Source organism: Sphaerotilus uruguayifluvii (assembly GCF_013294065.1).
GTDB classification, from domain to species: Bacteria; Pseudomonadota; Gammaproteobacteria; order Burkholderiales; family Burkholderiaceae_C; genus Sphaerotilus; species Sphaerotilus uruguayifluvii.
The window spans coordinates 349139-374392 of record NZ_JABSNM010000002.1; the positions used below are offsets into that span (position 1 = coordinate 349139).

The window sequence follows — 25254 nt, forward strand, 5'->3', positions numbered from 1 at the left end:
CGCCATGAAGGACACCCTGCCCGACGAGTTCGACTACATCGTCGTCGGCGCCGGCTCGGCCGGCTGCGTGCTGGCCGCGCGGCTGAGCGAGGATGCCGACGTCTCGGTGCTGCTGCTGGAGGCCGGCGGCCCCGACTGGCGGCTCGACTGGCGCACGCAGATGCCCGCGGCACTGGCCTACCCGCTGCAGGGCACCACCTACAACTGGGCCTATGTCACCGAGCCCGAGCCGCACATGGGCGGGCGGCGCATGACGCAGGGCCGCGGCAAGGGCCTGGGCGGCTCGTCGCTGATCAACGGCATGGTCTACATCCGCGGCAACCCGATGGACTACGAGGGCTGGGCGCAGCAGCCCGGCCTGGAGCGCTGGAGCTACGCCGACTGCCTGCCCTACTTCCGCAAGTCCGAGACCCGCGACCAGGGCGCCAACGACTGGCACGGCGGCGAGGGCCCGCTGCACGTCACCACGCCGAAGGCCGACATCAGCCCGCTGTTCGAGGCCTTCGTGCGCGCCGGAGAACAGGCCGGCTACGCCCGTACCGACGACCTGAACGGCTACCGTCAGGAAGGCTTCGGTCCGATGGACCGCACCACCACCGCCGACGGGCGACGCTGCAGCACCTCGCTGGCCTACCTGGATGCCGCGCGCCAGCGCCCGAACCTGACGGTGCGCACCCGCGCCTTGAGCGACCGGGTGCTGTTCGAAGGCAGCCGCGCCGTCGGCGTGGCCTGGCTGCAGGGCGACGAGATGCGGCAGGCGCGCGCGCGCCGCGAGGTGCTGGTCAGCAGCGGCGCGATCGCCTCGCCGCAGCTGCTGCTGCGCTCGGGCGTGGGGCCGGCCGACGCGCTGCGCGCGCTGGGCATTCCGGTCGTGATCGACCGCCCCGGCGTCGGCGAGAACCTGCAGGACCACCTGGAGATGTACCTGCAGTACGAATGCCTGCAGCCGGTCTCGCTCTACCCGGCGCTGCTGTGGCACAACAAGCCGGCCATCGGCATCGAGTGGTACCTGAAAGGGACCGGGATCGCCTCGTCGAACCACTTCGAGGCCGGCGGCTTCATCCGCAGCAGCGAGGAGTTCGCCTGGCCGAACCTGCAGTACCACTTCATCCCGCTGGCGATGAACTACGACGGCAGCAATCCGGTCAAGGCGCACGGCTTCCAGTGCCATGTCGGCTCGATGCGTTCGCCCAGCACCGGCTTCGTGCGCCTGGCCAGCCGCGACCCGCGGGCGGCGCCGCGGCTGCAGTTCAACTACATGGCCCATGAGGTCGACTGGCGCGAGTTCCGCGCCGGCGTGCGCCTGACGCGCGAGATCATCGGCCAGCAGGCGATGGACGCCTTCCGCGGCCGCGAGATCAAGCCGGGCATGCAGATCCAGACCGATGCCGAGATCGACGCCTTCGTGCGCGAGCATGCCGAGACGGCGCTGCACCCCTCGTGCAGCTGCCGCATGGGCGACGCCGCCGACCCGATGGCGGTGGTCGACGCCGAGGGCCGGGTGCACGGCCTGCAGGGCTTGCGGGTGATCGACGCCTCGATCATGCCGCGCATCATCACCGGCAACCTCAACGCGGCGACGATCATGATCGCCGAGAAGCTGGCCGACGCGGTGCGCGGCCGCCCGGCGCTGCCGCGCTCAAGCGCGGCCTGGTTCCGCGCCGACGGCCAGCCCGCGCGGCGCCAGGCCCAGCCGGCATGATCCGGCTCGGGCTGCTCGACCTGGTCGGGCTGTGCGGCGTGGGCGCCTATGTGGTGGCGCATTTCCTGGTGCAGGTGCGCCACGAGTCGCCGCGCAGCGGGCGCATCGTCGCGCTCAACGTGATCGGGCCGCTGTGCGTGCTGGTGTCGCTGCTGGGCGCCTTCAACATCTCATCCTTCTTCAGCCAGTCGCTGTGGCTGCTGCTGACGCTGACCGGCTGGTGGAAAAGCCGGCGCTGAGGGCCGGCCGCCGCCCCGTCCGGGCCCGATGGAGCGCTTGTCGCCGCAGGACATCTTGGTGTCGTTCCCGGATCATCCCGGCGATCATCGCGGCCTTAACGTGGAGTCGGTCACACACCATTCCGCTACCCCTCTTTCTGGAGCATTTCCATGACTGACGACAAGGCCCTGATGAATCGCCGGCATTTCCTGGCCGGCACGACCACGACCCTGGCGCTGGCGGGCACGCCGCTGTCGGTGCTGGCCCAGGCCAAGCCCATCCGCATCGGCTGGACCGCCTGGTCCGACGCCGAGGCGGTGACGAACATCGCCAAGCTCATCCTCGAGCAGCGCCTGGCGCAGAAGGTCGAGCTGGTGATGACCGACGTGGCGCTGCAGTACGCAGGCCTGGAGCGCGGCCAGATCGACCTGATGCTGATGGCCTGGCTGCCGGGCACGCACAAGGCCTACTACGAGAAGGTCAAGGGCACGGTCGAGGACCTGGGCGCGCTCTACACCGACGCCAAGCTGGGCTGGGCGGTGCCGGCCGACATCCCGGTGTCGACGCTGAAGACCATCGACGACCTGAAGAAGCCCGAAGTCATGGAGAAGCTCGGCGGCAAGATCCAGGGCATCGACGCCGGCGCCGGCCTGATGAAGCTGTCGGAAGCCGCGATCAAGACCTACGGCCTCGACTACAAGCTGCTGACCGCGTCGGATGCGGCGATGGTCTCGGCGCTGGACCGCGCGATCCAGCGCAAGCAGTGGATCGTCGTCACCACCTGGTCGCCGCACTGGATGTTCTCGCAGTACAAGCTGCGCTATCTCGAGGATCCGAAGCAGGCGCTGGGCGGCGCCGAGTCGATCCACGCGCTGGCGCGCAAGGGCTTCAGCGCCGACTTCCCCGCGGCTGCCGCCTTCATCCGCAACCTGAAGATCTCGCTGGCCGACCTGGAGGGCGTGATGCTCAAGGCCCGCGACAGCAATGCCGCCAAGGAGGCCGCCGCCTACATCGCCTCGCACGGCGAGCAGGTGGACCGCTGGGTGGCTGCAGCGGGCAAGTAAGCGACGCAGGAAGGGCCGGGGTTCTGCCCCGGCCCTTCTGCTTTCGACTCGGCGAGCCGGCTCAGCGTCCCAGCGCCTGCGGCTGACCGCCCTTAAAGCCGTAGACGCTCACCGGCGACTGCTTCAGGTCGTGCGCGGCGTTGAATGCGTATTCGCCCGCGACGCCGACGTAGCGGCCGGCGGCGAGCTGCTCGGCGAGCTTGCCCGGATCGGTCGAGCCGGTCTTCTGCATCGCGTCGGCCAGCAGCATCGCCGCGTCGTAGAAGGACACCGCGTAGGTCAGCGGATCGCGCTGGTAGGCGGCGCGGTACTTGGCCGCGAAGGCGCGGCCCGCGTCGGCCTGGTCCAGCACCACGCCGGCCTGGCTGCAGAACACCCGGCCGTCGGCCAGGCCGCCGCCGCCGAGCCGGCTGGTCTCGGTGGTGCAGATGCCGTCGCCCCCTAGCAGGGGCGCGCGGATGCCCTGCGTGACCATCTGGCGCAGCATCGGCCCGGCCTGCGAGGAGTAGCCGCCGTAGAAGACCACGTCGGGCTGCGCAGCGCGGATCGAGCTGAGGATGGCGGTGAAGTCGGTGGCCTTGTCGGTGGTGTACTCCTGGCGCACGACCGTCATGCCCTGGCGCCTGGCCTCGCCCACGAACTCCTCGACCAGGCCCTGGCCGTAGGCGGTGCGGTCGTCGATCACTGCCACCGTCCGGGCCTTCATCTTCGTGGCCGCATGCACCGCCATCGACATGCCGACCTGCGCGTCGTTGACGCCGACGCGGAACAGACGCGGATAGCCGAGCTGCGTGACCTTCGGGTTGGAGGCCACCGTCAGCATCAGCATGCCGGCGTCGTGGTAGACCCGGCCGGCCGGAATGGCCACGCCCGAGTTGTACGGTCCGATGACATAGCGCACATGCGCGTCGGCCAGCAGCTGCGCGACCGCCACGCCCTGGCGCGGGTCGGCCGCGTCGTCCTGCGCGACCACCTCGAAGCTGACCTTGCGCCCGCCCACCTGCACGCCGCGGGCGTTGAGCTCCTTGACCGCCAGCAGCAGGCCGTCGCGGTTGTCGGTGCCGTAGGCGGCCTGGCCGCCCGAGAGCGGGCCGGTGAAGCCGATCTTCACCACCTCCTGGGCCTGCGCCGACAGCGTCAGGCCCAGACCGAGCGAGAGGGCCAGCGGCGCGAGCCGCAGGCCGGACAGAGCAGTGCGTCGTTTCATGAGTGCGGGGTCCTTGTTCGATCTGCGAGAAGAAAAGGTCGGCGAAGCTCAGGCGGCCCGGCGCTGCCCCGGCGCCTGGGCCGGCCGGGCGGCGAGCAGGGGCGAGAGCAGGGTGTCTGGGCACTGGCGGGCCTCGACGAGCCGGAGGCCGTAGGGGCGTGCGCTGCGCTCGATGAGGCGCCAGAGGTAGTCGGCGAAGCTGCGGCGGAAGACCAGGGCGACGCCGGCGGGGTCGCTGCGCAGGATGGTCATCGAGGCCTTGCTGACGACGGTGGAGACGCAGTCGCCGGCGGGCAGGGCCTCGACGTCGTAGGGGGTGAGGTGGCGCAGCAGCTGCAGGTGGGGCAGGCCGGAGACGCGCAGGCTGGTGAAGCCGCCGCTGTTGTCGACGACCTGGGCGAAGAGGCCGGCCAGGGCGAGCTGGAGGGCGTCGAGCAGGCGGTCGCGCTGGTCGCGGGGGCAGAGCAGCCACCACTCGTCGGGCGACTGCCAGAGGACGACGCCGGCGGGGCAGCGCAGCACCGATCGGGGCCGGGTGGGCAGGGGTGCGCCCAGGACGGCCGCGGCGGCGGCCATGAAGTCGGCATCGGCCTGCCGGCCGCGCAGCACGAGGTAGCCCAGGTCGGGCAGCTCGGCGGCGGTGAGGGCGAAGGGGCCGGCGCCGGCGGGGCCCAGGGGCAGGTGGGCCAGGGGGGAGCGGAGCTCAGGCATGTTGACGTTCTCCCTTGGGATCGACGAAGACGGGCGAGACGACCTTGACCGGGGTGATGCGGCCGCCGGCCATGGCGAAGAGGCGCTGGCCCTCGCGCTGGGCGCCGCCGCGCACGACGGCCATGGCGATGGCGCGGCCGAGCTCGGGGCTGAGGTAGCTGCTGGTGACATGGCCGAGCATCGGGGTCGGCGTCTGGCTGATGTCGGTGCTCTCGAGGATCTGGGCGCCTTCGGCCAGCACGTGGGCGGGGTCCTCGGGCAGGAGGCCGACGAGCTGCTTGCGGTCGGCGCGGACGGTGTCGCTGCGCGAGAGCGAGCGCTGGCCCAGGAAGCTGTACTTCTTCTTGGTGCTCACCGCCCAGCCCATGGCCAGGTCGTGCGGGGTCATGGAGCCGTCGGTGTCCTGGCCGACGATGATGAAGCCCTTCTCGGCGCGCAGCACATGCATGCTCTCGGTGCCGTAGGGGGTGATGTCGAAGTCGGCGCCGGCTTCCATCACGGCTTCCCAGAGCGCCTGGCCGTAGCCGGACTCGACGTTGAGCTCGTAGCTCACCTCGCCCGAGAAGCTGATGCGGAAGACCCGGCAGGGCAGGCCGGCGACGGTGCCGGCGCGCCAGTCCATGAACTTGAACTTCTCCGGCGAGAGATCGATATCCTTGCACAGGCGGGCGAGCACCTGGCGGGACTTCGGGCCGACGAGGGCCACGGTGGACCAGTGGTCGGTGACCGAGCTCATCCAGACCCGCAGCTCGGGCCACTCGGTCTGGTGCCAGCGCTCCAGCCAGTTGAGCACCTTGGCCGCACCGCCGGTGGTGGTGGTCATGTAGAACTGCTGGTCGTGGATGCAGGCGGTGACGCCGTCGTCCATGACCATGCCGTTCTCGTCGAGCATCAGGCCGTAGCGGCACTTGCCCGGCGCCAGCTGGCTCCAGGCGTTGGAGTAGACGCGGTTGAGGAACTCGCGCGCGTCGGGGCCGTCGATCTGGATCTTGCCCAGCGTGGAGGCGTCCATGACGGCCACGCCGGAGCGGGCGGCGCGGCACTCGCGGGCCACCGCGGCGTGCATGTCCTCGCCCTTCTTCGGGAAGTACCAGGGGCGCATCCAGTTGCCCACCGGCTCCAGCTCGGCGTGGCGGGCCAGGTGGCTGGCGTGGATGGCGGTGGTGCGCACCGGGTCGAAGGTCTCGCCCTCCATCGTGCCGGCCAGCGCGCCGAGGCTCACCGGGGTGTAGGCGGGGCGGTAGGTGGTGGTGCTGACCTCGGACACCGGGCGCTTGAGGGCCCGCGCGGCGATGACGAAGCCGTTGACGTTGGACAGCTTGCCCTGGTCGGTGCCGAAGCCCAGGGCGGTGAAGCGCTTGACGTGCTCGATGTGCTGCCAGTTCTCGCGGATGGACAGCTCGATGTCGGCGGCCGTGACGTCGTTCTGGTAGTCGACGAAGGCCTTGGCGCCGGTGCCCTCGGGGCGGCCGTCGGGCACGCGGAACATCGGGCGCGCCCCCTGGCGCGGGGCGCTGCGGCACACCGGCTCGGCCAGCAGCGCCGGCGCCCCCAGCGTGCGCAGCACCTGCTGCATCGCCTCGGTGGTCTGGGCGAGGCAGTCCTGCAGCTCGAAGGCCCCGGTGACGGCGCCGACGCAGGCCACGCCCTCGCGGCCCTGGCGCGGCGCGACGAAGGCGGCGACCCGCTCGTCCCAGGTCGGGCGGCGGCCGTCGTGGCAGAACAGGTGCACGGTGGGCGACAGGCCCCCGGAGCTGAGCAGCGCGTCGCAGCGGATCGTCGGACCCGAGCCGACCACCTCGTCGCGGTCGGGATGCAGCTTGACCAGGCGGGCGGCCTTGACCTGGCTGCGTCCGCGCGCCTCGGCCACCGCGAAGCCCTGGTGCACGGTGATGCCGGCGTCCAGGCGCCGGGCGAAGCCGTTGGCCCGCGGATCGACCACATGGACCTTGGCGCCGGCGGCGGCCAGGCCGTTGGCCGCGTCGTAGATCAGGTCGCTGGTGCCGGTGACGACCACCGTGTCGCCCACGCGCACGCCGTAGCGGCGCAGGAAGGTCTGGCCGGCCGAGACCGTCATCACGCCGGGCAGGTCGTTGTTGCCGAAGACCAGCGGGCGCTCGATGGCGCCGGTGGCCAGCACGACGTGGCGGGCGCGGATCTTGTGCTGCCGCTGGCGCGGCAGGTGCGCCTCGCGGGCACCGATCGGCAGGTGGTCCTGCATCAGCTCGACCGCCAGCACCAGGTTGTCCTGGTAGAGGCCGAAGGCGGTGGTGCGGCTCAGGCAGGTGACATGAGGCATCGCCGCCAGCTCGGCCAGCGTCGCGGCCAGGAAGGCGTCGCGGTCACGGCCGTCGATGTTCGCACCCGGCTCCGACAGCAGCCAGCCGCCCAGCTCGCACTGCTCGTCGACCAGGATCGTCTTCAGCCCGGCGCGACCGGCCTGCAGCGCCGCCAGCAGGCCCGCCGCGCCGCCACCCACCACCATCACGTCGACATGGTGGTGGAGGTGGTCGTAGTGCTCCGGATCGGGCTCGACCGGCGCGCTGCCGAAGCCGGCGAACTTGCGGATCACCGCCTCGTAGGCCGGCCAGAAGCTGCGCGGCCACTTGAAGGTCTTGCTGTAGAAGCCCGCCGGCATGAAGCGCGAGGCGCTGCCGATGACGGCCTTCAGATCGAAGTCCAGCGACGGCCAGCCCGAGGTCGAGCCCGCCTTCAGGCCCTCGTACAGCTCGGCCTGCGTGGCCTTGATGTTGGGCACCGTGTGCGCGCCTTCCTCCATCTGCACCAGCGCGTTGGGCTCCTCGGGCCCGGCGCCGATCAGCCCGCGCGGGCGGCCGTACTTGAAGCTGCGCGCCAGGCGCAGCTTGCCCGAGGCCAGCAGCGCCGAGGCCAGCGTGTCGCCGGCGAAGCCCGAGAGCAGCTCGCCGTCGAACTGGAAGCGGACCGGCCGGCGGCGGTCGATGCGGGTGCCGGCGATGTCGACGCGACGGGCGGTCATGCGTGTTCTCCCAGGCCCTGGGCCTTCACTTCCGCCTCGAACAGCGGCTTGCCCTCGGCCAGCGTCCAGCTGCCCGAGATCTCGTAGGTCGCGGTGTTGCGGCGTACCGCGAACACCTTGCGGCAGGCGGCCGCGTGCTGCCACTGCTCCCAGAACCAGCCCTTGGTGTTGGTGCGCATGAACAGGTAGTCGCCCCAGGTCGCGTCGTCGACCTCGGCGGGGTTCTCGGGGCGGGCGATGTAGGCCTCGCCGGCGTAGCTGAACTCCTCCTCGTCACGGAGTTCGTCGCAGTGCGGACAGTGCAGTCGAAGCATGGCAGTCAAGTCCTGAGAAAGGCGGGTCAGTGCGCCACGGCCGCGGCGCCGTGCTCGTCGATCAGGTGGCCGCTGTGGAAGCGGTCGATCGAGAAGGCCTCGTTGAGCGGGTGCGGCCGGTCGTGGGCGATGGTGTGCGCGAACACGTTGCCCGAGCCCGGCGTCGCCTTGAAGCCCCCGGTGCCCCAGCCGCAGTTGAAGTACAGCCCCTGCACCTTCGTCTTGCTGATGATCGGGCAGGCGTCGGGCGAGACGTCCACGATGCCGCCCCACTGCCGGTTCATGCGCACCCGCGAGAACTGCGGGAACAGCTCGATGATGGCCGCCGCCGTGTGGTCGATGACATGCGGGCTGCCGCGCTGGCCGTAGCCCAGGTAGCCGTCGATGCCCGCGCCGATCACCAGCTCGCCCTTGTCCGACTGGCTCAAGTACCCGTGCACCGCGTTGCTCATGATCACGGTGTCGATCACCCGCTGCATCGACTCGCTCACGAAGGCCTGCAGCGGGTGGCTCTCGATCGGCAGCCGGATCCCGGCCATGCGCGCCAGCACCGACGAGTGGCCCGCGGCCACGCAGCCCACCCGGCCCGCCTTCACGTAGCCCTGGCTGGTCTGCACGCCCTGCACCCGCCCGCCCTGGATGTCCAGGCCGGTCACCTCGCAGTTCTCGATCAGGTCCACGCCCAGCCGGCTGGCGGCCCGCGCGAAGCCCCGCGCCACCGCGTCATGGTGCGCGATGCCCGCCCGCGGCTGCCAGCTCGCGCCCAGCACCGGGTAGCGGCTGCGCCGGCTGCAGTCGAGCTGCGGAATCTTCGCCGCCACCTCGTCGCGCGTCAGCACATGCGCGTCCACCCCCTGCAGCCGGTTGGCGTTGACCCGGCGCTCGATGTCGCGCATGTCCTGCAGCGTGTGCCCCAGGTTGAACACCCCGCGCTGGCTGAACATCACGTTGAAGTTGAGGTCCTCGGTGAGGCCCTCCCACAGCTTCATGCCGTGCTCGTACAGCAGCGCCGCCTCGTCCCACAGGTAGTTCGAGCGCACGATGGTGGTGTTGCGCGCGGTGTTGCCGCCGCCCAGGTAGCCCTTCTCCAGCACCGCGATGCGGCCCACCTTGTGGTTCTTCGCGAGGTAGTAGGCGGTGGCCAGGCCGTGCCCGCCCCCGCCGATGATGACCACGTCGTAGCTGGACTGCAGCGGCCGGCGCGTCCACGCCGGCTCCCACGTCCTGTGGTGGCTCAGGCCGTTCTTGAAAAGGCTCCACCATGAATAGGTCTGGCCTGACATTTGTCTGGACTCCTGGCTGATCGGGATGGGTCCATTCTTCGTGTCCGACCCCGGGCGCGATTGCCGCATCGCGACACCCTCTTGTCGGATCACGACAGGCTCAAGTCGTGGGCAGGGCCAGCGGATCGCTCATCGCCAGCGCGTCGACCTTGCCGCGGCGCAGCGCGCTGGCCGGGTAGCCGAAGACCTCGCGGAAGCGCCGCGAGAAGCCGGCGCTGTCGCCGAAGCCGCACTCCAGCGCGATCTGCGACAGCGGCAGCCGGGTGTGCTGCGTCATCCAGTGCGCATGGCGCAGCCGCAGCCGCACCGAGAACTCGTGCGGCCCCAGGCCGATGGCCTGGCGGAAGCAGCGCTCGAGGTGGCGCAGGCTCATGCTGACGCTCTGCGCCACCTCCTGCAGCGGCATCGGGCTGGCGAGGTTCTGCTCCATCAGCCAGATCGCCTGGCGCACGCGCGGGTCGTCGGTGCGCTCGGCGAAGCTGGGCTGGGGCTGGGGCGTGCGCGCCGGCAGCGCCCCCTCCTCGAGCAGGATGCGCAGCGCCTTCGACGCGGCCGCGCGTCCGCAGTGGCGCTCGATCAGCCAGGCCGCCAGGTGCACGACGCTGGTGCCGCCGGCGCAGGTCAGGCGGTCGCGGTCGACCACGAACATCTCGTGCGACTCGGCGCGCAGGCCGGGGAACTCGCGCAGGAAGTCCTGATGGTGGAACCAGCTCACGCAGACGCGCCGCCCCTGCATCAGCCCGGCGCGCGCCAGCACGAAGGAGCCGGTGCACAGCCCGACCAGCGGCACCGCGCAGGCGGCGGCCCGGCGCAGGAAGTCCTGCAGCGCCGGGCTCAGCCGGCGCGTGCCCGGCAGCAGCCCGCCGACGACCACCAGATAGTCGAAGCCGGCGGGATCGCGGAAGCGCTCGGTCGGCATCAGCTCGATGCCGTTGCTGGCGGCCACCGGGCGCAGCTCCTCGGCCAGCACGCTCCAGCGGCAGTGCAGCGGGCGGCTGCGGTCGCCCTCGTCGGCGGCCAGGCGCAGCGCGTCGACGAAGCCGGAGAAGGCCACCATCGTGAAGCCGGGCATCAGCACGAAGCCGACGCTCAGCGGTCGTGGATCGCGCGGGGGCGTCGGCGCCGCTTCGCCGCTCAGGGCGTCGGCGCGCCCTTCAGCACTCGACGATGTTGACCGCCAGTCCGCCACGGGCCGTCTCCTTGTACTTGGTGAGCATGTCGGCGCCGGTCTCGCGCATGGTCTTGATGACCTTGTCGAGGCTGACATGGTGGTTGCCGTCGCCCCGCAGCGCCATGCGCGCGGCGTTGATCGCCTTGACCGAGGCGATGGCGTTGCGCTCGATGCACGGGATCTGCACCAGACCGCCGACGGGGTCGCAGGTCAGGCCCAGGTGGTGCTCCATGCCGATCTCGGCGGCGTTCTCGACCTGCTCGGGGCTGCCGCCCATCACCGCGCACAGGGCCCCGGCCGCCATGGAGCACGCCACGCCGACCTCGCCCTGGCAGCCGACCTCGGCGCCGCTGATGCTGGCGTTCTCCTTGTAGAGGATGCCGATCGCCGCGGCGGTGAGCAGGAAGTCGGCGACGCCGGCACGGCTGGCGCCGGGCACGAAGCGCGTGTAGTAGTGCAGCACCGCCGGCACGATGCCGGCCGCGCCGTTGGTGGGCGCGGTGACGACGCGGCCGCCGGCGGCGTTCTCCTCGTTGACCGCCATGGCGTAGAGGTTGACCCAGTCCATGACCAGCAGCGGGTCACCCACCGCGGCCTCGGCGCGAGAGAGCAGGTGGCGGTGCAGGTCGGGCGCGCGGCGTTTGACCTTGAAGCCGCCGGGCAGCACGCCCTCGGTGCGGCAGCCGCGCGCCACGCAGTCCTGCATCACCTGCCAGATGCGCGCCAGCCCCGCGTCGATCTCGGCGTCGTCGCGCCAGAAGCGCTCGTTGGCGCGCATCAGCTCGGCGATGCTGCAGCGGTGGCGGCGGGTCTGCTCCAGCAGCTCCTCGCCGGTGCGGAACGGGCGCGGCAGCGCGGGGCGGTCGGCGACCAGCGCCGGCTCGCCGCCCTCGTGGCTGACGACGAAGCCGCCGCCCACCGAGTAGTACTCGCGCCGGTCCAGCTCCAGACCCTCGGCATCGAAGGCGACGCAGCCCATGCCGTTGGCGTGGAAGGGCAGCGCGCGGCGCTTGTGCAGCACCAGGTCGCGCCGCTCGTCGAAGGCGATCTCGTGGCGGCCGTCCAGGCGCAGCCGCCCGCTCAGGCGCACCTGCTCGAGCAGGCCCGGAACCGCGTCGACATCGACCGTGTCGGGCGCATGGCCCTGCAGGCCGAGCACGACCGCCTTGTCCGAGCCGTGGCCGCGGCCGGTGGCGCCCAGCGAGCCGTAGAGCTGCACCTCGACGCGCGCCACGCGCGCCAGCAGCCCGGCCGCGTCGAGCCGCTGCACGAACATCCGCGCGGCCTTCATCGGCCCCACCGTGTGCGAGCTCGACGGCCCGATGCCGATCTTGAACAGGTCGAAGACGCTGATGGTCATGGTGCCTCCGGGCTCAGCGCAGCACCACGGTGCGCTGGCCGTTGATGAAGACCCGGTGCTCCAGCACCTGGCGCAGCGCGCGCGACAGCACCGTCGACTCGACCTGGCGGCCCACCGCGAGCAGGTCCTCCGGACCGTGCGCATGGTCGACCCGCTCGGTGGCCTGCTCGATGATCGGGCCCTCGTCGAGGTCGGGCGTGGCGAAGTGCGCGGTGGCGCCGATGAGCTTCACGCCGCGCTCGAAGGCCTGGTGATAGGGCCGCGCGCCCTTGAAGGCCGGCAGGAAGCCGTGGTGGATGTTGATGACCCGCCCGGCCAGGCGGGTGCACAGCGCATCCGACAGCACCTGCATGTAGCGCGCCAGCACCACCAGGTCGGCGCCGGTGTCGTGCACCAGCTCGAGCAGGCGCGCTTCCTGCGCCGCCTTGGTCTCGGGCGTGACCGGCAGGCAGTGGAAGGGCAGGCCGTGGGCCTTGGCCAGGCCGCGCAGCGTCTCGTGGTTGGAGACGACGGCGACCGGCTGCATCGGCAGCTCGCCGTGCTTCCAGCCCGCCAGCAGCTCGACCAGGCAGTGGTCGAGCCGGGAGACCATCAGCAGCACGCGCAGCGGCTGCGCCAGGTCATGCACCTGCCACTGCAGCGCGCCGCACTGCGGCGCCAGCACGGCGAATTCCTCGCGCAGCAGCTCAAGGTCCTGTGCGCGGGCCTCGGCGCGGCGGAAGACCGCGCGCACGAAGAAGCGCGCGGTCGGCGGGTCGTCGTAGACGGTGAACTGCTCGACATAGGCGTCTTGCCGGGCCAGGAAGGCCGCCACGGCGGCCACCTGGCCGGAGGCGCTGCGGCAGGCCAGCGTCAGCGCGTAGCGACGCGGCGAAGGGGAGTCGGTCATCTGGAGCCACCTCGGGAAGGACAGCGGACCGGCCACGCGGTCCGTCGGCCCTCACTGTCGGCAGTCCGGCCCTGCGGGACTTGTCCGATTCCGACACGGGGTTGCCGTGCCGCGCCCGCCGGCGAGGACCTGCACCGCCTGGCGCAGTCCGAGCTCGTGCAGCGCCTCGACCGCCAGCGTGGCGGGGGCCGTCGCCGGGTCCGGCGCGGCAGGCGCGGGGGCGAGCGGCAGCAGCGCCGGGCCCAGCGCGGCGCGCAGCCGCGACATCGGCACGCGCCGCGGCGCCTGGCCGGCCGGGCCGGGCACGCTCACGCCGACCCAGCGCCCGCGGGCGTCGAGCAGCGGCCCGCCGGGCGCCGCCGCGTCGATGCCGACGCCGAGCGCGGGCAGATCCTCGGGCGTGGCCGCCGTGCCGAGAAAGCCCGGCTGCAGCCGCGGCCAGGCGGGCTCGGTGCCGCCGTGCTCCGCGCCGTGCTCCGGCTCGGGCGCGAACAGCACCGCGTAGACCGGCCGCCCGGGAAAGGGATCGCGCTCGACCGGCTCGGGCAGCGCCTGCGCCGCCGGCGTGTCGCCCAGCGCCCGCGCCCGGGCGCGCACCGGCAGCGGCGCGTCGAGCGCGAGCAGCGCCAGGCCGAGCCCGGGCAGCCGGCGCAGCAGCCGCGCCGCGACGCTGCGGCCGCGGCCGTCGCGCACCCACAGCCGCTGCGCCGGACCGGACGACGCGCCCAGCGCCGCCAGCGGCACCAGCACCCGGTCGGCCGCCGCGCCGAGCAGCGTGCCGTTGCCGATCCAGCGCACGTCGCGCGGCAGCGCCGCTCCGGAGCCGAAGGGCCGCAGCCGCACCGCCACCGCCTCCGGCTGCGCCAGGCTGTCGGCCGGCTGCGCCCGCATCGCCGCGATGCCGGCGTCGCCCGGAAAGCGCTGCGCCGCCTCGTCGAGCAGGCGCCGTGCCGCCTCGGGCCGTGCGCCCAGCACCAGCAGCCGGGCGTAGAGCAGCGCGCCCTCGGGCACCTCGCGGTGCGCGCCGGCGGCGTGCGCGGCATAGGTCATCGCCTGCGCCGACTCGCCGGCCTGCATCAGCGCGCGCACCAGCGCGATCTCGGCATCGGCGCGGTGGTCGAGCGCGACCGCGCGCTCGAAGCGCGGCACCGCGTCGTCCGCCCTGCCCTGCCGCAGCGCGGCCTCGCCGTCGTGCATCAGCTGCGCGCGCTCGGCAGCCTGCGCGGGCGTGAGCGCGTGCGCCGGCCCGGCGGCCGGCAGCAGCAGCGCCAGGGTCAGCGCCAAGGCTGGGGCCAGGGCCGGCATGCGGGCCGGCCGGGCCCGTTCAGGACGACAGATCCGCACCGCTCGGGCAGGTGGTGCCCCCGGCGCGACGGATGCGCACCGTGCCGCCGTCCTCGGCCGAGGCGTTGCGGGCGTAGGGCGCGGCCGGGGCCTTGTAGCCTGCCAGGAAGGCGCTCAGCGCGTCGACGTCCTGCGCGCCGCCCAGCGCCGACTTGCCGTTCAGGAAGGTCGTGAAGCCGTCGCCGCCGGTGGCCATGAAGCTGTTGACGGTGACGCGGTAGGTCCTGGTCGGCTGCAGCACCGTGCCGGCGGCATCGACGATCGTCTCGGTCGTGCCGCCGCGCGTCAGCGTCACGCTGCTGACGCGCGCGTCGCAGGCCTTGCTGCCGTCCCAGCTGTACTTGAAGCCCTTCGACGGGATCATGATCCGGGTGGCGGCGCTGGCCTGGCCGCGGCAGCCGGCGAACTGCTGCTCCAGCACGTTCTTCAGGTCCTGCGCGGTCAGCGTCAGCGTCACCAGGCTGTTGCCGAAGGGCTGCACGGTGAAGGCCTCGCCGTAGGTGACGTTGCCGTCGCCCTCGCCGGCGGTGCCGGACGCGAAGGTGAAGCCGGGGCTGCGCACGCCGCCGCGGTTCATGAAGGCGATGACCGCGTCGCCGAAGCCGCTGGCGGCGGTGGCGGCGAGCTGCGCGTCGGCGATCAGCTCGCCGGCGGGCATGTTGCAGGCCGCGTCGGTGGCGCTGGCCGGCAGCTCCGCCTTGATCGAGCCGATCACCTGGCTGGCGATCGGCGAGACCAGGTCGTTGTACTTCGCGACGATGCCCGCCACCGCGGCGTCCGGCTTCACGCTGGCGTCGCTGCGGTCGACCAGGCGGTTGGTGGCGCTGACCGCGGTGATGTCGCGGGTCTTCGGGTCGATCGTCACGTCGATGTCGCTGAGCACCCGGCCGAAGGCGCTTGCGCTGGTCACCGGCACCCGCCGGCCGCGCGCGTTGGGCAAGCCGGTCGGGCGTGGCGTGCGCGTCGTGCCGGTGCCTGCGGTCTTGACGTCGACCGTGCCGGCCGAGCAGTTGTAGGCCGCGTGCGTGTGGCCGCTGACGACCAGGTCGACCGCGTCGTCGAGCTGCGCGACGATGGCGGCGAGGTCCGATCCCGCCAGGTCGCCGTCGCAGCCGTTGATGTCCGACAGCCCGGCGCTCTGGAAGCCGCCCTGGTGCACCAGCACGACGATCGACTCGATGCCCTGCGCGCGCAGCTCCGGGATCAGCGCGTTGACGGTGGCCGCCTCGTCGCGGAATTCGAGTCCGGCCACGCCGGTGGGCGTGACGATGGTCGGCGTGGCCTTGAGCGTCATGCCGATGAAGGCGACCTTGACGCCGTTGAAGGTCTTCACGCCGTAGGCCGGCAGCAGCGGCCGGCCGGTCGCGGTGCTGACGACGTTGGCCGACAGCCACTTGAACTTCGCGCCCTCGAACGGCGCGGGCGTGCCGACCGTCGCGCCCTTGCAGGAGTTCGGGTCGGCCGCGCCGGCCACCGTGTGGCAGCCGCCGTTCTGCAGGCGCAGCAGCTCGGTGGCGCCGCGGTCGAACTCGTGGTTGCCGACGGCGTTGAACTCCACGCCGATGCGGTTGAGCGTCTCGACGGCCGGCTCGTCGCTGAACAGCGACGAGATCAGCGGCGAGGCGCCGATGAAGTCGCCAGCGCCGACGACGACGCTGTTCGGGTTGGTGGCCCTGAGCTTGGCGACCCAGCCGGCCAGGTAGTCGGCGCCGCCGACGGCCGGGCGCTGCGCCGCCGGCACCGCGGTGTTGGCGCCGAAGGTGCCCGGCGACTGCAGCGTGCCGTGGTAGTCGTTGAAGCCGATGATCTTGACCGAGAAGGGCGCGGCGGCCGGCGTGTCGGCGGCCGCGTCGCCGTCGTCGCCGCAGGCGACCAGACCGAACAGCGCGGTGCAGGCCACCGCCACCAGGTGCATGTTCATCAGCGAGCCGCGCAGGCGCAGCGCGGTGGGCATCGGCGGGCGGGACGGGGTCGGCTTGGACATCGCGGCAATCTCCGAGGGGACGGTCGGGGTCGGGATCTGGATGCCGAGACGATTCCCCAGCGCGATGACCGCAGCATGTCACGCCGACATGAAAGTTCACGCGGCCGAGATGCTGCCGACACCCGGTTGCGGCAGGACAACGCGCGCGGCGGCGTCACACGCCTGACTTCTGCCGGCCCGAGGATGCGCCGCCTTGACGGACCGCTTCCGACCATGACGACCCTCGATGCCCGCTCCCTGTTCGCGCTGACCGACGACGGTGCCGGCGGCTGGCTGCAGACCTGCAAGCGCCGGCTGAAGTTCCTGCTGCGCTTCCATCGCCATCGCCCGCACATGGAGGCGGTGCACGGTCTGCTCGAGCGTCACCGGCTGCAGCCGCTGCTGCAGGCCGAGCCGGGCCTGATGCTGCGGCCGTGGCGCAGCTACCTGTGGCGGCCGCTGTGCCGGCGCCGGCGCTCGCAGGCGCTGCTGGCGCATCTGGACTGGGCGGCGGCCACCTTCGGCAGCGGCGGCCTGCTCGCGCTCTACCAGGGTCGGGCGCTGGCGGTGCCGGGGCTGCCGGTCGACGGGCTGGAGCTGCTGCTGATGCCCAGCCGCGGCACGGTGCGCGAGGGCGAGCTGACGCTGGAGCTGCGCCTGCAGGGCGAGGCGCTGATGCGCGCGGCCTTCAGCGTCGTGCCGGCCGTGCTGGTCGATGCGACCCGGCCACCGCAGGCGCGCGCGATGGTGGTGGGCAACCTGCAGGGCCTGCGCGACAGCGTCGAGGGCACGCGCCTGCTCGCGCAGCGGGCCGAGCGGCTGCGCCCGCAGGCGCTGCTGATCGCGGCGCTGCAGGGTCTGGCGAGCGGCTGGGGCCTGGCGCTGATCGCCGGCGTCGGGCGCGACACCCATGCCTTCGCCGCCTACCGCGGCCTGTCGCGGCGCATCCTCGCCGACTACGACCGGCTCTGGGAGGAGCACGACGCGCTGCCCGGCGCCGGCCACTGGCGCCTGCCGGAGCAGCCGCACTGCGACCTGGAGCAGATTCCTTCGCGCAAGCGCTCGGCCGCGCGCCGCCGCCACGCGCTGCGCCTGGCGCTGCACGCCGCCTGCTGGCACTTCGCGGCCGGGCGGCCGTCTGCGCCGGATCAAGCGCAGGCCCTTGCGGCCATGGACGGAAAAACCGGCAATCGCTAAGCTGGGCCGCATCTCGAACGACACGGACCTGCCCTCATGAACTTCCTCCACGCCACGGCCGCCGCCCTCCTCGTCACGACCCTTTCCGGCTGCGCGACCGTCCAGTACGGCGACCAGGACACCGCCGCCCGGCTGCGCGAGCTCAAGCCGGTGGCCGGCAAGACCAGCCTGTACGTGTGCCGCGAGGCGGCGGCGTTCGTCGGCGCGGGCAACCGCACCACCGCCATCGTCGACAGCCGCGCGATCGGCACGCTCAAGCCGAACAACTTCGCGCACACCCTCGTCGACCCGGGCGCGCACTCGGTCTTCATCAAGCGCAATCCCGGCGGCGACAGCGGCGTTCTCGAGCTGCAGACCCAGGCCGGCGAGGTCGCGATCGTCTGGGTCGGCATGACCGGCGCGGGCTTCGGCGTGCTGACCGTCGACAACTTCTCCAGCCGCGCCGAGGCCGAGAAGTGCGTCAGGGGTGCGGAATACGCGGTGCAGGCGATGCCGTGAACCGGCCAGGATGGGGCCGGCGTGCGCTCGCCGGCGCAGGCTGGCTGCTCGATGCCTGCATCGGCTTCGGCCTGGTGTCCTGTGCAGCTGCGGCTGCCATGCTGGGAAAGCATTGACCCGCCAAATCTTTCCACGATAATGGAAAGATGAAAGATGAAGACATCGTTCGCCTGCTGGCCGCGCTGGCCCAGGCCCACCGGCTGCGGGCCTTCCGGGCCCTGGTCGTCGCCGGACCCGAGGGGCTGACGCCGGGCGTTCTGGCCGAGCAGCTCGGCCTGCCTGCGGCCACGCTGTCCTTCCACCTGAAGGAAATGCTCCACGCCGGGCTGATCGGCTGCACCCGCGACGGTCGCCGCCTGATCTACCGCGCCGACTTCGCGCGGATGAATGCGCTGCTCGCCTTCCTGACGGACAACTGCTGCGCCGGCCAGCCCTGCGGGCTGACGCCGGCCGGCGATCTTTCCTGCGACCTTCCCTGCGATTGCCCTGCCGGCGCCTGCGCCGATCCTGCCCCATGACCACCCACGTCCTCATCCTCTGCACCCACAACTCGGCCCGCAGCGTGCTGTCCGAGGCCATGCTCAACCACTGGGCGCGCCAGCTCGGCCGCGACGTGCGCGCGCACAGCGCCGGCAGCAGTCCGAGCGGCCGCATCAATCCCTACGCGCTGCAGGTGCTCGAGGCCGCCGGCATCGACACCGCCGGCACCCGCAGCAAGTCCTGGGACGAGTTCGTCGCGCCGGGGGCGCCCGAGATGCGCATCGTCATCACCGTCTGCGACAGCGCCGCCGCCGAGACCTGCCCGTACTGGCCCGGCAGCCCGGTCCGGATCCACTGGGGCTACCCCGACCCGTCCAACGCGCCCGAGGAGCAGAAGGCGCAGGCCTTCGAGCTGACCCGCCAGGCCATCGGCTACCGGATGCTGCAGCTGCTTCAGCTGCCGCTGGAGACGATGGACAACGCCGCGCTGCAGGCGGCGCTCGACGCCATCTGGCGCAGCTGAAGCGGGGCGGGCACGCGATGAAGGCTTCTGTCTCGAATGCGCAGCGCCTGTTCGGCGAGCTGCTGGGCACCGCGCTGCTGCTGGCCGTCGTCATCGGTTCCGGGCTGATGGCCGAGCGGCTGTCCGGCGGCAATGTCGCGGTGGCGCTGCTGGCCAACACGCTGGCCACCGTCGGCGGCCTGTACGTGCTGATCGAGGTCTTCGGGCCGGTCAGCGGCGCGCACTTCAATCCGGCCGTCTCGCTGGCGATGGCGCTGCGCGGCGAGCTGCCCTGGGCGCGGCTCGCCGGCTATGTGCCGGCGCAGCTGCTGGGCGCGGCGCTGGGCGCGGTGCTGGCGCATGCGATGTTCGACCTGCCGCTGCTGCAGGTCTCGTCCAGGCTGCGCACCGGCACCGGCCAGTGGATCGCCGAGGCCGTGGCCACCGCCGGACTGCTGCTGGTGATCCTGCGCGCGCCGCAGGCCCGGGTCGCGGCGATGGTGGCGGCCTACATCGGCGCGGCCTACTGGTTCACCGCCTCGACCTCCTTCGCCAACCCGGCCGCGGCCTTCGGGCGCATGTTCAGCGACAGCTTCGCCGGCATCGCGCCGGCCAGCGCCCCGGCCTTCATGCTGGCCGAGGTGCTGGGCGCCGGCCTGGGCCTGCTGCTGCACCGCGCGCTGGGCCGGCCGGATTGCGAATGATCAAGTCCCCACGAGGCTTCCGGCGCCACCATGGCCGTGAAGAACCCGTGGGGGCATTTCCTCACTGACTGAAAAGAGGGACAAGTGCGATGAGCCGACTGGACGTGTTTGAACCCGCGATGTGCTGCCCCACCGGCGTGTGCGGCATCGATGTCGATCCGGTGCTGGTGCAGTTCAACGCCGACCTGAAGGCGCTGGAGGCCAGCGGCGTGACGGTGAGCCGCCACAGCCTGAGCCATGACGCGGCCGCCTTCGCCGCGCAGCCGCTGGTGCTGCGCGAGATCGAGGCCGGCATGGACCGGCTGCCGGTGGTGATGCTCGACGGCCTGATCCTCTCGACCGGCCTGTACCCGACGCTGGCGCAGATGCAGCAGCGCATCGCCCGGGCCGCGGAGCTGGCGGCCAAGCCGCGCATCAAGCTCGGCAGCGGCGGCGACTGCGGCTGCGCGCCGGGCCAGTGCTGCTGAGGCCGGCCATGCTGCCGCGTCTGCACACCCGCCACCTCTTCTTCACCGGCAAGGGCGGCGTGGGCAAGACCTCGCTGGCCTCGGCCTGCGCGGTGCAGCTGGCCGAGGCCGGCCGGCGGGTGCTGCTGGTCAGCACCGACCCGGCCTCCAACCTCGACGAGGTGCTGGAGACGCGGCTGTCGGACACGCCCACCCCGGTGGCCGGGGTGCCGGGCCTGTCGGCGCTGAACATCGATCCGGAAGCGGCCGCGGCCGCCTACCGCGAGCGCATGGTCGGCCCCTACCGCGGCCTGCTGCCCGAGGCGGCGATCCGCAGCATGGAGGAGCAGTTCTCCGGCGGCTGCACTGTCGAGATCGCGGCCTTCGACGCCTTCGCGGCGCTCCTGGCCGGCACCGGCGTGGCCGGCGACTTCGACCATGTCGTGTTCGACACCGCGCCGACCGGCCACACGCTGCGGCTGCTGACGCTGCCCTCGGCCTGGAGCGAGTTCCTGTCGACCAACACCACCGGCACCTCCTGCCTGGGGCCGCTGGCCGGGCTGGAGCACAACCGCTCGATCTACGCGGCCGCGGTCGCGGCGCTGACCGATGCCGCGGTGACCACCGTCGTGCTGGTGGCGCGCCCCGAGGTGGCGGCGCTGCGCGAGGCCGAGCGCAGCCGCCACGAGCTGGCCGAGCTGGGCGTGGCCAACCAGGTGCTGGCGATCAACGGCCTGTTCGATGCCCCTTCGGAGGACCCGGTCGCTCAGGCGATGGCGCGCCGCCACCGGGACGCGCTCGCGGCCATGCCCGCCGATCTCGCGGCGCTGCCGCGCAGCTGCACCGGCTTCATCGCCCGTGGTCTGGTCGGGCTGGAGGCGCTGCGCGCGCTGCTGCATCCGGCGCCGACGACCGCCGCCATCCCCGCGCCCGCGCCGGCCCTGCCGGCCCTCGCGCTGCCGCCCGGGCTGGCTCCGCTGGTCGACGACATCGAGCGCGCCGGCCACGGCCTGGTGATGACGATGGGCAAGGGCGGCGTCGGCAAGACCACGGTGGCGGCGGCGGTGGCGGTGGCGCTGGCCGCGCGCGGCCACCGGGTGCTGCTGTCGACCACCGACCCGGCCGCGCATCTGGCCTGGTCGCTGGACGAGGCGGTGCCGGGCCTGACGGTGCAGCGCATCGACCCGACCGCCGAGGTCGCGCGCCACCGCGACGAGGTGCTCGCGCGCGCCGGTGCCGGGCTCGACCCGTCGGCGCGCGCGATGCTCGAAGAAGACCTGCGCTCGCCCTGCACCGAGGAGATCGCCGTCTTCCGTGCCTTCGCCGCGACGGTGGCGCAGGCCGCGCACGGCTTCGTGGTGCTCGACACCGCGCCGACCGGCCACACCGTGCTGCTGATGGACGCGGCCGAGGCCTATCACCGCGAGGTCGGCCGCACCCGCGGCGACCTGCCCGAGGCGGTGGTGAACCTGCTGCCTCGCCTGCGCGATCCCGCCTTCACCCGGGTGCTGGTGGTCACGCTGGCCGAGGCCACGCCGGTGCACGAGGCCGAGCGGCTGCAGGACGACCTGCGCCGCGCCGGCATCGAGCCCTTCGCCTGGGTGATCGAGCAGAGCCTGCTGGCCAGCGGCACCACCGACCCGGTGCTGGCCGAGCGGGGCCGCTGCGAGCGCCCGTGGGTGCAGCAGGTGATGACGGCGGACGCCCGGCGCTGCGCGCTGCTGGCCTGGCAGGCGCAGCCGCCGGTGGGCGCGCAGGCGCTGCGCGAGCTGGCCGAACGCTGAGGCCGGCGGCCTGCAGGCGCGCCGTCGCTCCTTCTTCCCGCTGAAGATCGCCGAGGCACCTCAAGGTGCCTCGGGGCGCTCCGATATGCATGACGGAAATGCCGGATCCGGGCGAGCCCCGGGATCTTCGCACCCATCTGTCGGTGCATGCTGCAGCACGAGCGTGGAAGGAGGTTCTGCCATGTCGATCTGGGGCGGCTCGCTGGCCGAGCTGATGCCGCACGGCTTCTGCCTGTCCTGGGCACCGGGGCTGATGTGGCTGCACATCGTTTCCGACACGCTGACGGTGCTGTCGTACGCGACGATTCCGGTGACGCTGATGGTGCTGGTGCGCCGGCGCCAGGATCTGCAGTTCAGCTGGATGTTCGTGCTGTTCGGCGTCTTCATCCTGGCCTGCGGCGCGACCCACGCGATGTCGCTGTGGACGCTCTGGTTTCCGGACTATCTGGCCGCCGGCCTGGTCAAGGCGGTGACGGCCGCGGCCTCGGTCGGTACCGCGGTGGCCCTGGTGCCGCTGGTGCCCAAGGCGGTGGCGCTGCCTGGTCCGGCGCAATGGGAGGCGGTGCACCGCGACCTGCGTGACCAGGTCGCCGAGCGCGAGCGTGTCGAGCAGGAGGTCCGCCGTCTCAACGCCGAGCTCGAGGAGCGGGTGGCGCGTCGCACCGCCGAGCTTCAGGAGGCCAACGACCGGCTCGGCGCGCTGCACGGCGAGCTCGAGCAGCGTGTCGAGCAGCGCACCGCCGAGCTGCGCCAGGCCCAGGCCGAGCTGGTGGCCACCGCACGCGCCGCCGGCATGGCCGAGATCGCCACCAACGTGCTGCACAACGTCGGCAACGTGCTCAACAGCGTCAATGTCTCCTCCGGCATGATCTGCCAGCAGCTGCGCCAGTCCAAGCTGCCCGGCCTGGCGCGCAGCGCCGAGCTGCTCGGTCAGAACGAGGCCGATCTCGGCCGCTTCATGACCGAGGATCCGAAGGGCCGGCTGCTGCCCGGCTATCTGGGCAAGCTCGCGCAGGTGCTCGAGACCGAGCAGCGCACGGTGCTCGACGAGATGGAGCAGATGGGCAAGAGCATCGACCATCTGAAGGACATCATCGCCACCCAGCAGAGCTATGCCGGCGGCACCAGCATGGTCGTGGCCACCGAGGTGTCCGAGCTGGTGGACGATGCGCTGCGCATGAATGCAGGCGCGCTGTCGCGCCATCAGGTGGTGGTCGAGCGCGACCTGCCGCCGCTGCCGCGGCTGCCGATCGACCGCCACCGGGTGCTGCAGATCCTCATCAACCTGATCGGCAATGCCAAGCAGGCGATGGATGCCGAGGCCGCGTTCGGGCATCGTCTGCGCATCGGCGCGCAGCTGGATGACGCGCGCGGCGAGCTGCGGCTGAGCGTGAGCGACGAGGGCGACGGCATCCGGCCCGAGCACCTGGAGCGCATCTTCGCGCACGGCTTCACCACCCGCGCCCGCGGCCACGGCTTCGGCCTGCACAGCTGCATCGTCGCCGCGCGCGAGATGGGAGGCGACCTGCGGGCGCACAGCGACGGGGTCGGCACCGGCGCCACCTTCACGCTGGTGCTTCCGGTGCAGGCCGCCGCCGACTGGATCATCTGAATCCGTCCCTGGACCGCCCCCGAACCGACGCCGAGCCCCTCCGATGGACAACCGACGCATCCTGCTGGTCGACGACATGCCCTCGATCCACGAGGATTTCCGCAAGATCCTCGATCCGGCCGCGGGCCGGCCTGCGGCGCCGCAGGCCGCCGACGAGCTCGATGCGCTGGAGATGGCGCTGTTCGCCGGCGACGGTGCGGCGCCGGCCGGCGGGTCGGCGGCCGTGCCGTCGCCGCCGGCGGCCCGCTTCGAGATCGATTCGGCGCTGCAGGGGCGCGAGGCGCTGGCCCGGGTGCAGAGCGCCTGCCAGGCCGGGCGGCCCTACGCGATGGCCTTCGTCGACATGCGCATGCCGCCGGGCTGGGACGGCGTCGAGACCATCGAGCACCTCTGGCAGGCGGATCCCGGGCTTCAGGTCGTCATCTGCACCGCCTATTCCGACTACGCCTGGGAGGAGGTGCTCGGACGCCTGGACGTGCGCGACCGGCTGCTGATCCTGAAGAAGCCCTTCGATGCCATCGAGGTCAGCCAGCTCGCGCAGACGCTGTGCGCCAAGTGGCAGGCCGGCCGCCAGGTCGAGCAGCACACGCGCACGCTGGAGGCCGAGGTGCGCGCGCGCACGCTCGAGCTCGAGCAGGCCAACCTGCGGCTGCGCGAGGATCTGGCCGAGCGCCAGCGCGTCGCCGCCGAGCTGCAGCTGGCGGCCTGCGTGTTCGACAACGCGATGGACGGCATCGTCGTCACCGATGCGCATTCGACCATCCTGTCGGTCAACCCGGCCTTTTCCGCGCTGACCGGCTACGCGCCCGAGGAAATGATCGGGCGCCGGCTCAGCCTGCTGCGCACCGAGCACGAGCAGCCCGGCTTCTACCGCGAGCAGTGGCAGCGGCTGCTGCGCGAGGGCCGCTGGGCGGGCGAGCTGTGGAACCGCCGCAAGGACGGCGAGCTCTTCTGCGAACGGCTGAACATCAGCCGGGTGCAGGCCGCGCCGGGCCAGCCCGAGCGCTTCGTCGGCATCTTCAACGACATCACCGAGATGCGCCGCAGCGAGGAGCGCATCCGCTTTCTCGCCTTCCACGATGCGCTGACTGGCCTGCCCAACCGCGCGCTGCTGCTCGAGCGGCTCGAGCGGGCGCTGGCCGGCGCGCGCCGCCTGGGCGAGCGCATCGGGCTGATGTTCATCGACCTGGACCGCTTCAAGCCGATCAACGACACCCTCGGCCATGCCGTGGGCGACGCGCTGCTGGTGCAGGTGGCACGGCGGCTGCGCGAGCAGCTGCGCCAGCACGACACCGCCGCGCGCATGGGCGGCGACGAGTTCGTGGTGCTGCTCGAGCGGGTGAACGACCCGGCCGCGCTGGGCCGGCTGGCCGAGCGGCTGAAGGGGGCGATCGGCCAGCCGATGGAAGTGTGCGGCCATGCGCTGCAGGTCGGCGCCTCGATCGGTCTGGCCTGCTTTCCCGACGACGGCCAGGACGCGGTCACGCTGATGCACCATGCCGACGCGTCGATGTACGCCGTCAAGGGCGCCGGCCGGGCCGCGCCGGGCGATCAGCAGTCCGGAGGGGCGCCGGACGGCGCGACGCTGGCGCCCTGACCGGCCTGCCGGCCCGGCCTCGGGCACCCCGACGGTGCGCCGGCCGCACTGCGCCGGATCGCCGTCCGCCCGCGCTGCCTGCCTCTGGTGCGCGAGCCGGGGTCCGGGACGAAGGGGCGGACCGGCATCGACCCGCGTCGACCCTTGCACATGCAGGCACGCCGCTTGCAATTCACCGGACCAGGAGGCGACCGCAGCGCGGTTCGTCA

At 72.4% G+C, this 25254-nt stretch carries 22 protein-coding genes; 12 read left to right on the top strand and 10 right to left on the bottom strand.

What is annotated here, in order from left to right; translation table 11 throughout:
* The first annotated feature begins 4 nt into the window (after positions 1 to 4).
* The 3 genes from betA (at position 5) to HNQ01_RS03915 (ending at position 2985) form a co-directional block, all read left to right on the top strand.
* On the top strand, positions 5 to 1702 hold the full coding sequence (gene betA, locus HNQ01_RS03905) for a choline dehydrogenase (RefSeq protein ID WP_173804025.1): 1698 nt from the start codon (positions 5 to 7) through the stop codon (positions 1700 to 1702).
* Complete coding sequence (locus HNQ01_RS03910; RefSeq protein ID WP_173804026.1) at positions 1699 to 1941, top strand: CBU_0592 family membrane protein; 243 nt, start codon at positions 1699 to 1701, stop codon at positions 1939 to 1941. Before betA ends, HNQ01_RS03910 begins: the two co-directional genes overlap by 4 nt.
* 150 nt (positions 1942 to 2091) lie before the next feature.
* Positions 2092 to 2985, top strand: a complete 894-nt coding sequence (locus HNQ01_RS03915) for a glycine betaine ABC transporter substrate-binding protein (protein ID WP_286180442.1) — start codon at positions 2092 to 2094, stop codon at positions 2983 to 2985.
* A gap of 61 nt (positions 2986 to 3046) precedes the next feature.
* Here HNQ01_RS03915 and HNQ01_RS03920 read toward each other — a convergent pair whose 3' ends face one another.
* From HNQ01_RS03920 to HNQ01_RS03965, 10 genes are all read right to left on the bottom strand, one after another.
* Positions 3047 to 4192, bottom strand: coding sequence for a branched-chain amino acid ABC transporter substrate-binding protein (locus HNQ01_RS03920; RefSeq protein ID WP_173804028.1), 1146 nt, complete (start codon positions 4190 to 4192; stop codon positions 3047 to 3049).
* A 48-nt stretch (positions 4193 to 4240) separates the two neighbouring features.
* On the bottom strand, positions 4241 to 4903 hold the full coding sequence (locus HNQ01_RS03925) for a sarcosine oxidase subunit gamma (protein WP_173804030.1): 663 nt from the start codon (positions 4901 to 4903) through the stop codon (positions 4241 to 4243).
* Positions 4896 to 7901: a sarcosine oxidase subunit alpha family protein gene (locus tag HNQ01_RS03930; RefSeq protein ID WP_173804032.1), complete on the bottom strand. Its 3006-nt coding sequence runs from the start codon at positions 7899 to 7901 to the stop codon at positions 4896 to 4898. Before HNQ01_RS03930 ends, HNQ01_RS03925 begins: the two co-directional genes overlap by 8 nt.
* Positions 7898 to 8215 carry a sarcosine oxidase subunit delta gene (locus HNQ01_RS03935; protein WP_173804034.1) on the bottom strand — a complete coding sequence of 106 codons (318 nt, stop codon included), beginning with the start codon at positions 8213 to 8215 and terminating at the stop codon, positions 7898 to 7900. The genes HNQ01_RS03930 and HNQ01_RS03935 overlap by 4 nt, the downstream gene beginning before the upstream one ends.
* Before the next feature lie 26 nt (positions 8216 to 8241).
* Positions 8242 to 9498, bottom strand: coding sequence for a sarcosine oxidase subunit beta family protein (locus tag HNQ01_RS03940; protein WP_173804036.1), 1257 nt, complete (start codon positions 9496 to 9498; stop codon positions 8242 to 8244).
* 100 nt (positions 9499 to 9598) lie between these two features.
* Positions 9599 to 10687: a GlxA family transcriptional regulator gene (locus tag HNQ01_RS03945; RefSeq protein ID WP_217427390.1), complete on the bottom strand. Its 1089-nt coding sequence runs from the start codon at positions 10685 to 10687 to the stop codon at positions 9599 to 9601.
* A complete protein-coding gene (locus HNQ01_RS03950; RefSeq protein WP_173804038.1) occupies positions 10653 to 12029 on the bottom strand; it encodes an L-serine ammonia-lyase in 1377 nt (458 codons plus the stop codon). The genes HNQ01_RS03945 and HNQ01_RS03950 overlap by 35 nt, the downstream gene beginning before the upstream one ends.
* Before the next feature lie 13 nt (positions 12030 to 12042).
* On the bottom strand, positions 12043 to 12918 hold the full coding sequence (gene purU / locus HNQ01_RS03955) for a formyltetrahydrofolate deformylase (protein ID WP_173804040.1): 876 nt from the start codon (positions 12916 to 12918) through the stop codon (positions 12043 to 12045).
* Between the two features lie 51 nt (positions 12919 to 12969).
* A complete protein-coding gene (locus HNQ01_RS03960; RefSeq protein WP_173804042.1) occupies positions 12970 to 14202 on the bottom strand; it encodes a tetratricopeptide repeat protein in 1233 nt (410 codons plus the stop codon).
* Between the two features lie 40 nt (positions 14203 to 14242).
* Positions 14243 to 16246 (bottom strand): bifunctional metallophosphatase/5'-nucleotidase, encoded by a 2004-nt coding sequence (locus tag HNQ01_RS03965; RefSeq protein WP_286180443.1) that lies wholly within the window; start codon positions 16244 to 16246, stop codon positions 14243 to 14245.
* Positions 16247 to 16459: 213 nt separating this feature from the next.
* On the opposite strand from HNQ01_RS03965, the gene HNQ01_RS03970 reads away from it, so the two are divergent.
* From HNQ01_RS03970 to HNQ01_RS04010, 9 genes are all read left to right on the top strand, one after another.
* Entirely contained in the window at positions 16460 to 17422 is a 963-nt protein-coding gene (locus HNQ01_RS03970; RefSeq protein ID WP_173804044.1) for a DUF535 family protein, read from the top strand.
* Between the two features lie 36 nt (positions 17423 to 17458).
* Entirely contained in the window at positions 17459 to 17920 is a 462-nt protein-coding gene (locus HNQ01_RS03975) for a hypothetical protein (RefSeq protein ID WP_173804046.1), read from the top strand.
* Positions 17921 to 18066: 146 nt separating this feature from the next.
* The gene (locus HNQ01_RS03980) at positions 18067 to 18438 is read left to right on the top strand and encodes an ArsR/SmtB family transcription factor (RefSeq protein ID WP_173804048.1); all 372 of its coding nucleotides are present in this window, start codon (positions 18067 to 18069) and stop codon (positions 18436 to 18438) included.
* Positions 18435 to 18923: an arsenate reductase ArsC gene (locus HNQ01_RS03985; RefSeq protein WP_173804050.1), complete on the top strand. Its 489-nt coding sequence runs from the start codon at positions 18435 to 18437 to the stop codon at positions 18921 to 18923. Before HNQ01_RS03980 ends, HNQ01_RS03985 begins: the two co-directional genes overlap by 4 nt.
* 17 nt (positions 18924 to 18940) lie before the next feature.
* Positions 18941 to 19606: an aquaporin gene (locus tag HNQ01_RS03990; RefSeq protein ID WP_173804051.1), complete on the top strand. Its 666-nt coding sequence runs from the start codon at positions 18941 to 18943 to the stop codon at positions 19604 to 19606.
* Between the two features lie 89 nt (positions 19607 to 19695).
* Positions 19696 to 20073, top strand: a complete 378-nt coding sequence (gene arsD / locus HNQ01_RS03995; protein ID WP_173804052.1) for an arsenite efflux transporter metallochaperone ArsD — start codon at positions 19696 to 19698, stop codon at positions 20071 to 20073.
* 8 nt (positions 20074 to 20081) lie between these two features.
* Complete coding sequence (gene arsA, locus HNQ01_RS04000) at positions 20082 to 21836, top strand: arsenical pump-driving ATPase (protein ID WP_173804053.1); 1755 nt, start codon at positions 20082 to 20084, stop codon at positions 21834 to 21836.
* 181 nt (positions 21837 to 22017) lie between these two features.
* Positions 22018 to 23448, top strand: a complete 1431-nt coding sequence (locus HNQ01_RS22135) for a sensor histidine kinase (protein ID WP_217427391.1) — start codon at positions 22018 to 22020, stop codon at positions 23446 to 23448.
* A gap of 43 nt (positions 23449 to 23491) precedes the next feature.
* Entirely contained in the window at positions 23492 to 25045 is a 1554-nt protein-coding gene (locus tag HNQ01_RS04010; RefSeq protein ID WP_173804054.1) for a diguanylate cyclase domain-containing protein, read from the top strand.
* Positions 25046 to 25254: the final 209 nt, after the last annotated feature.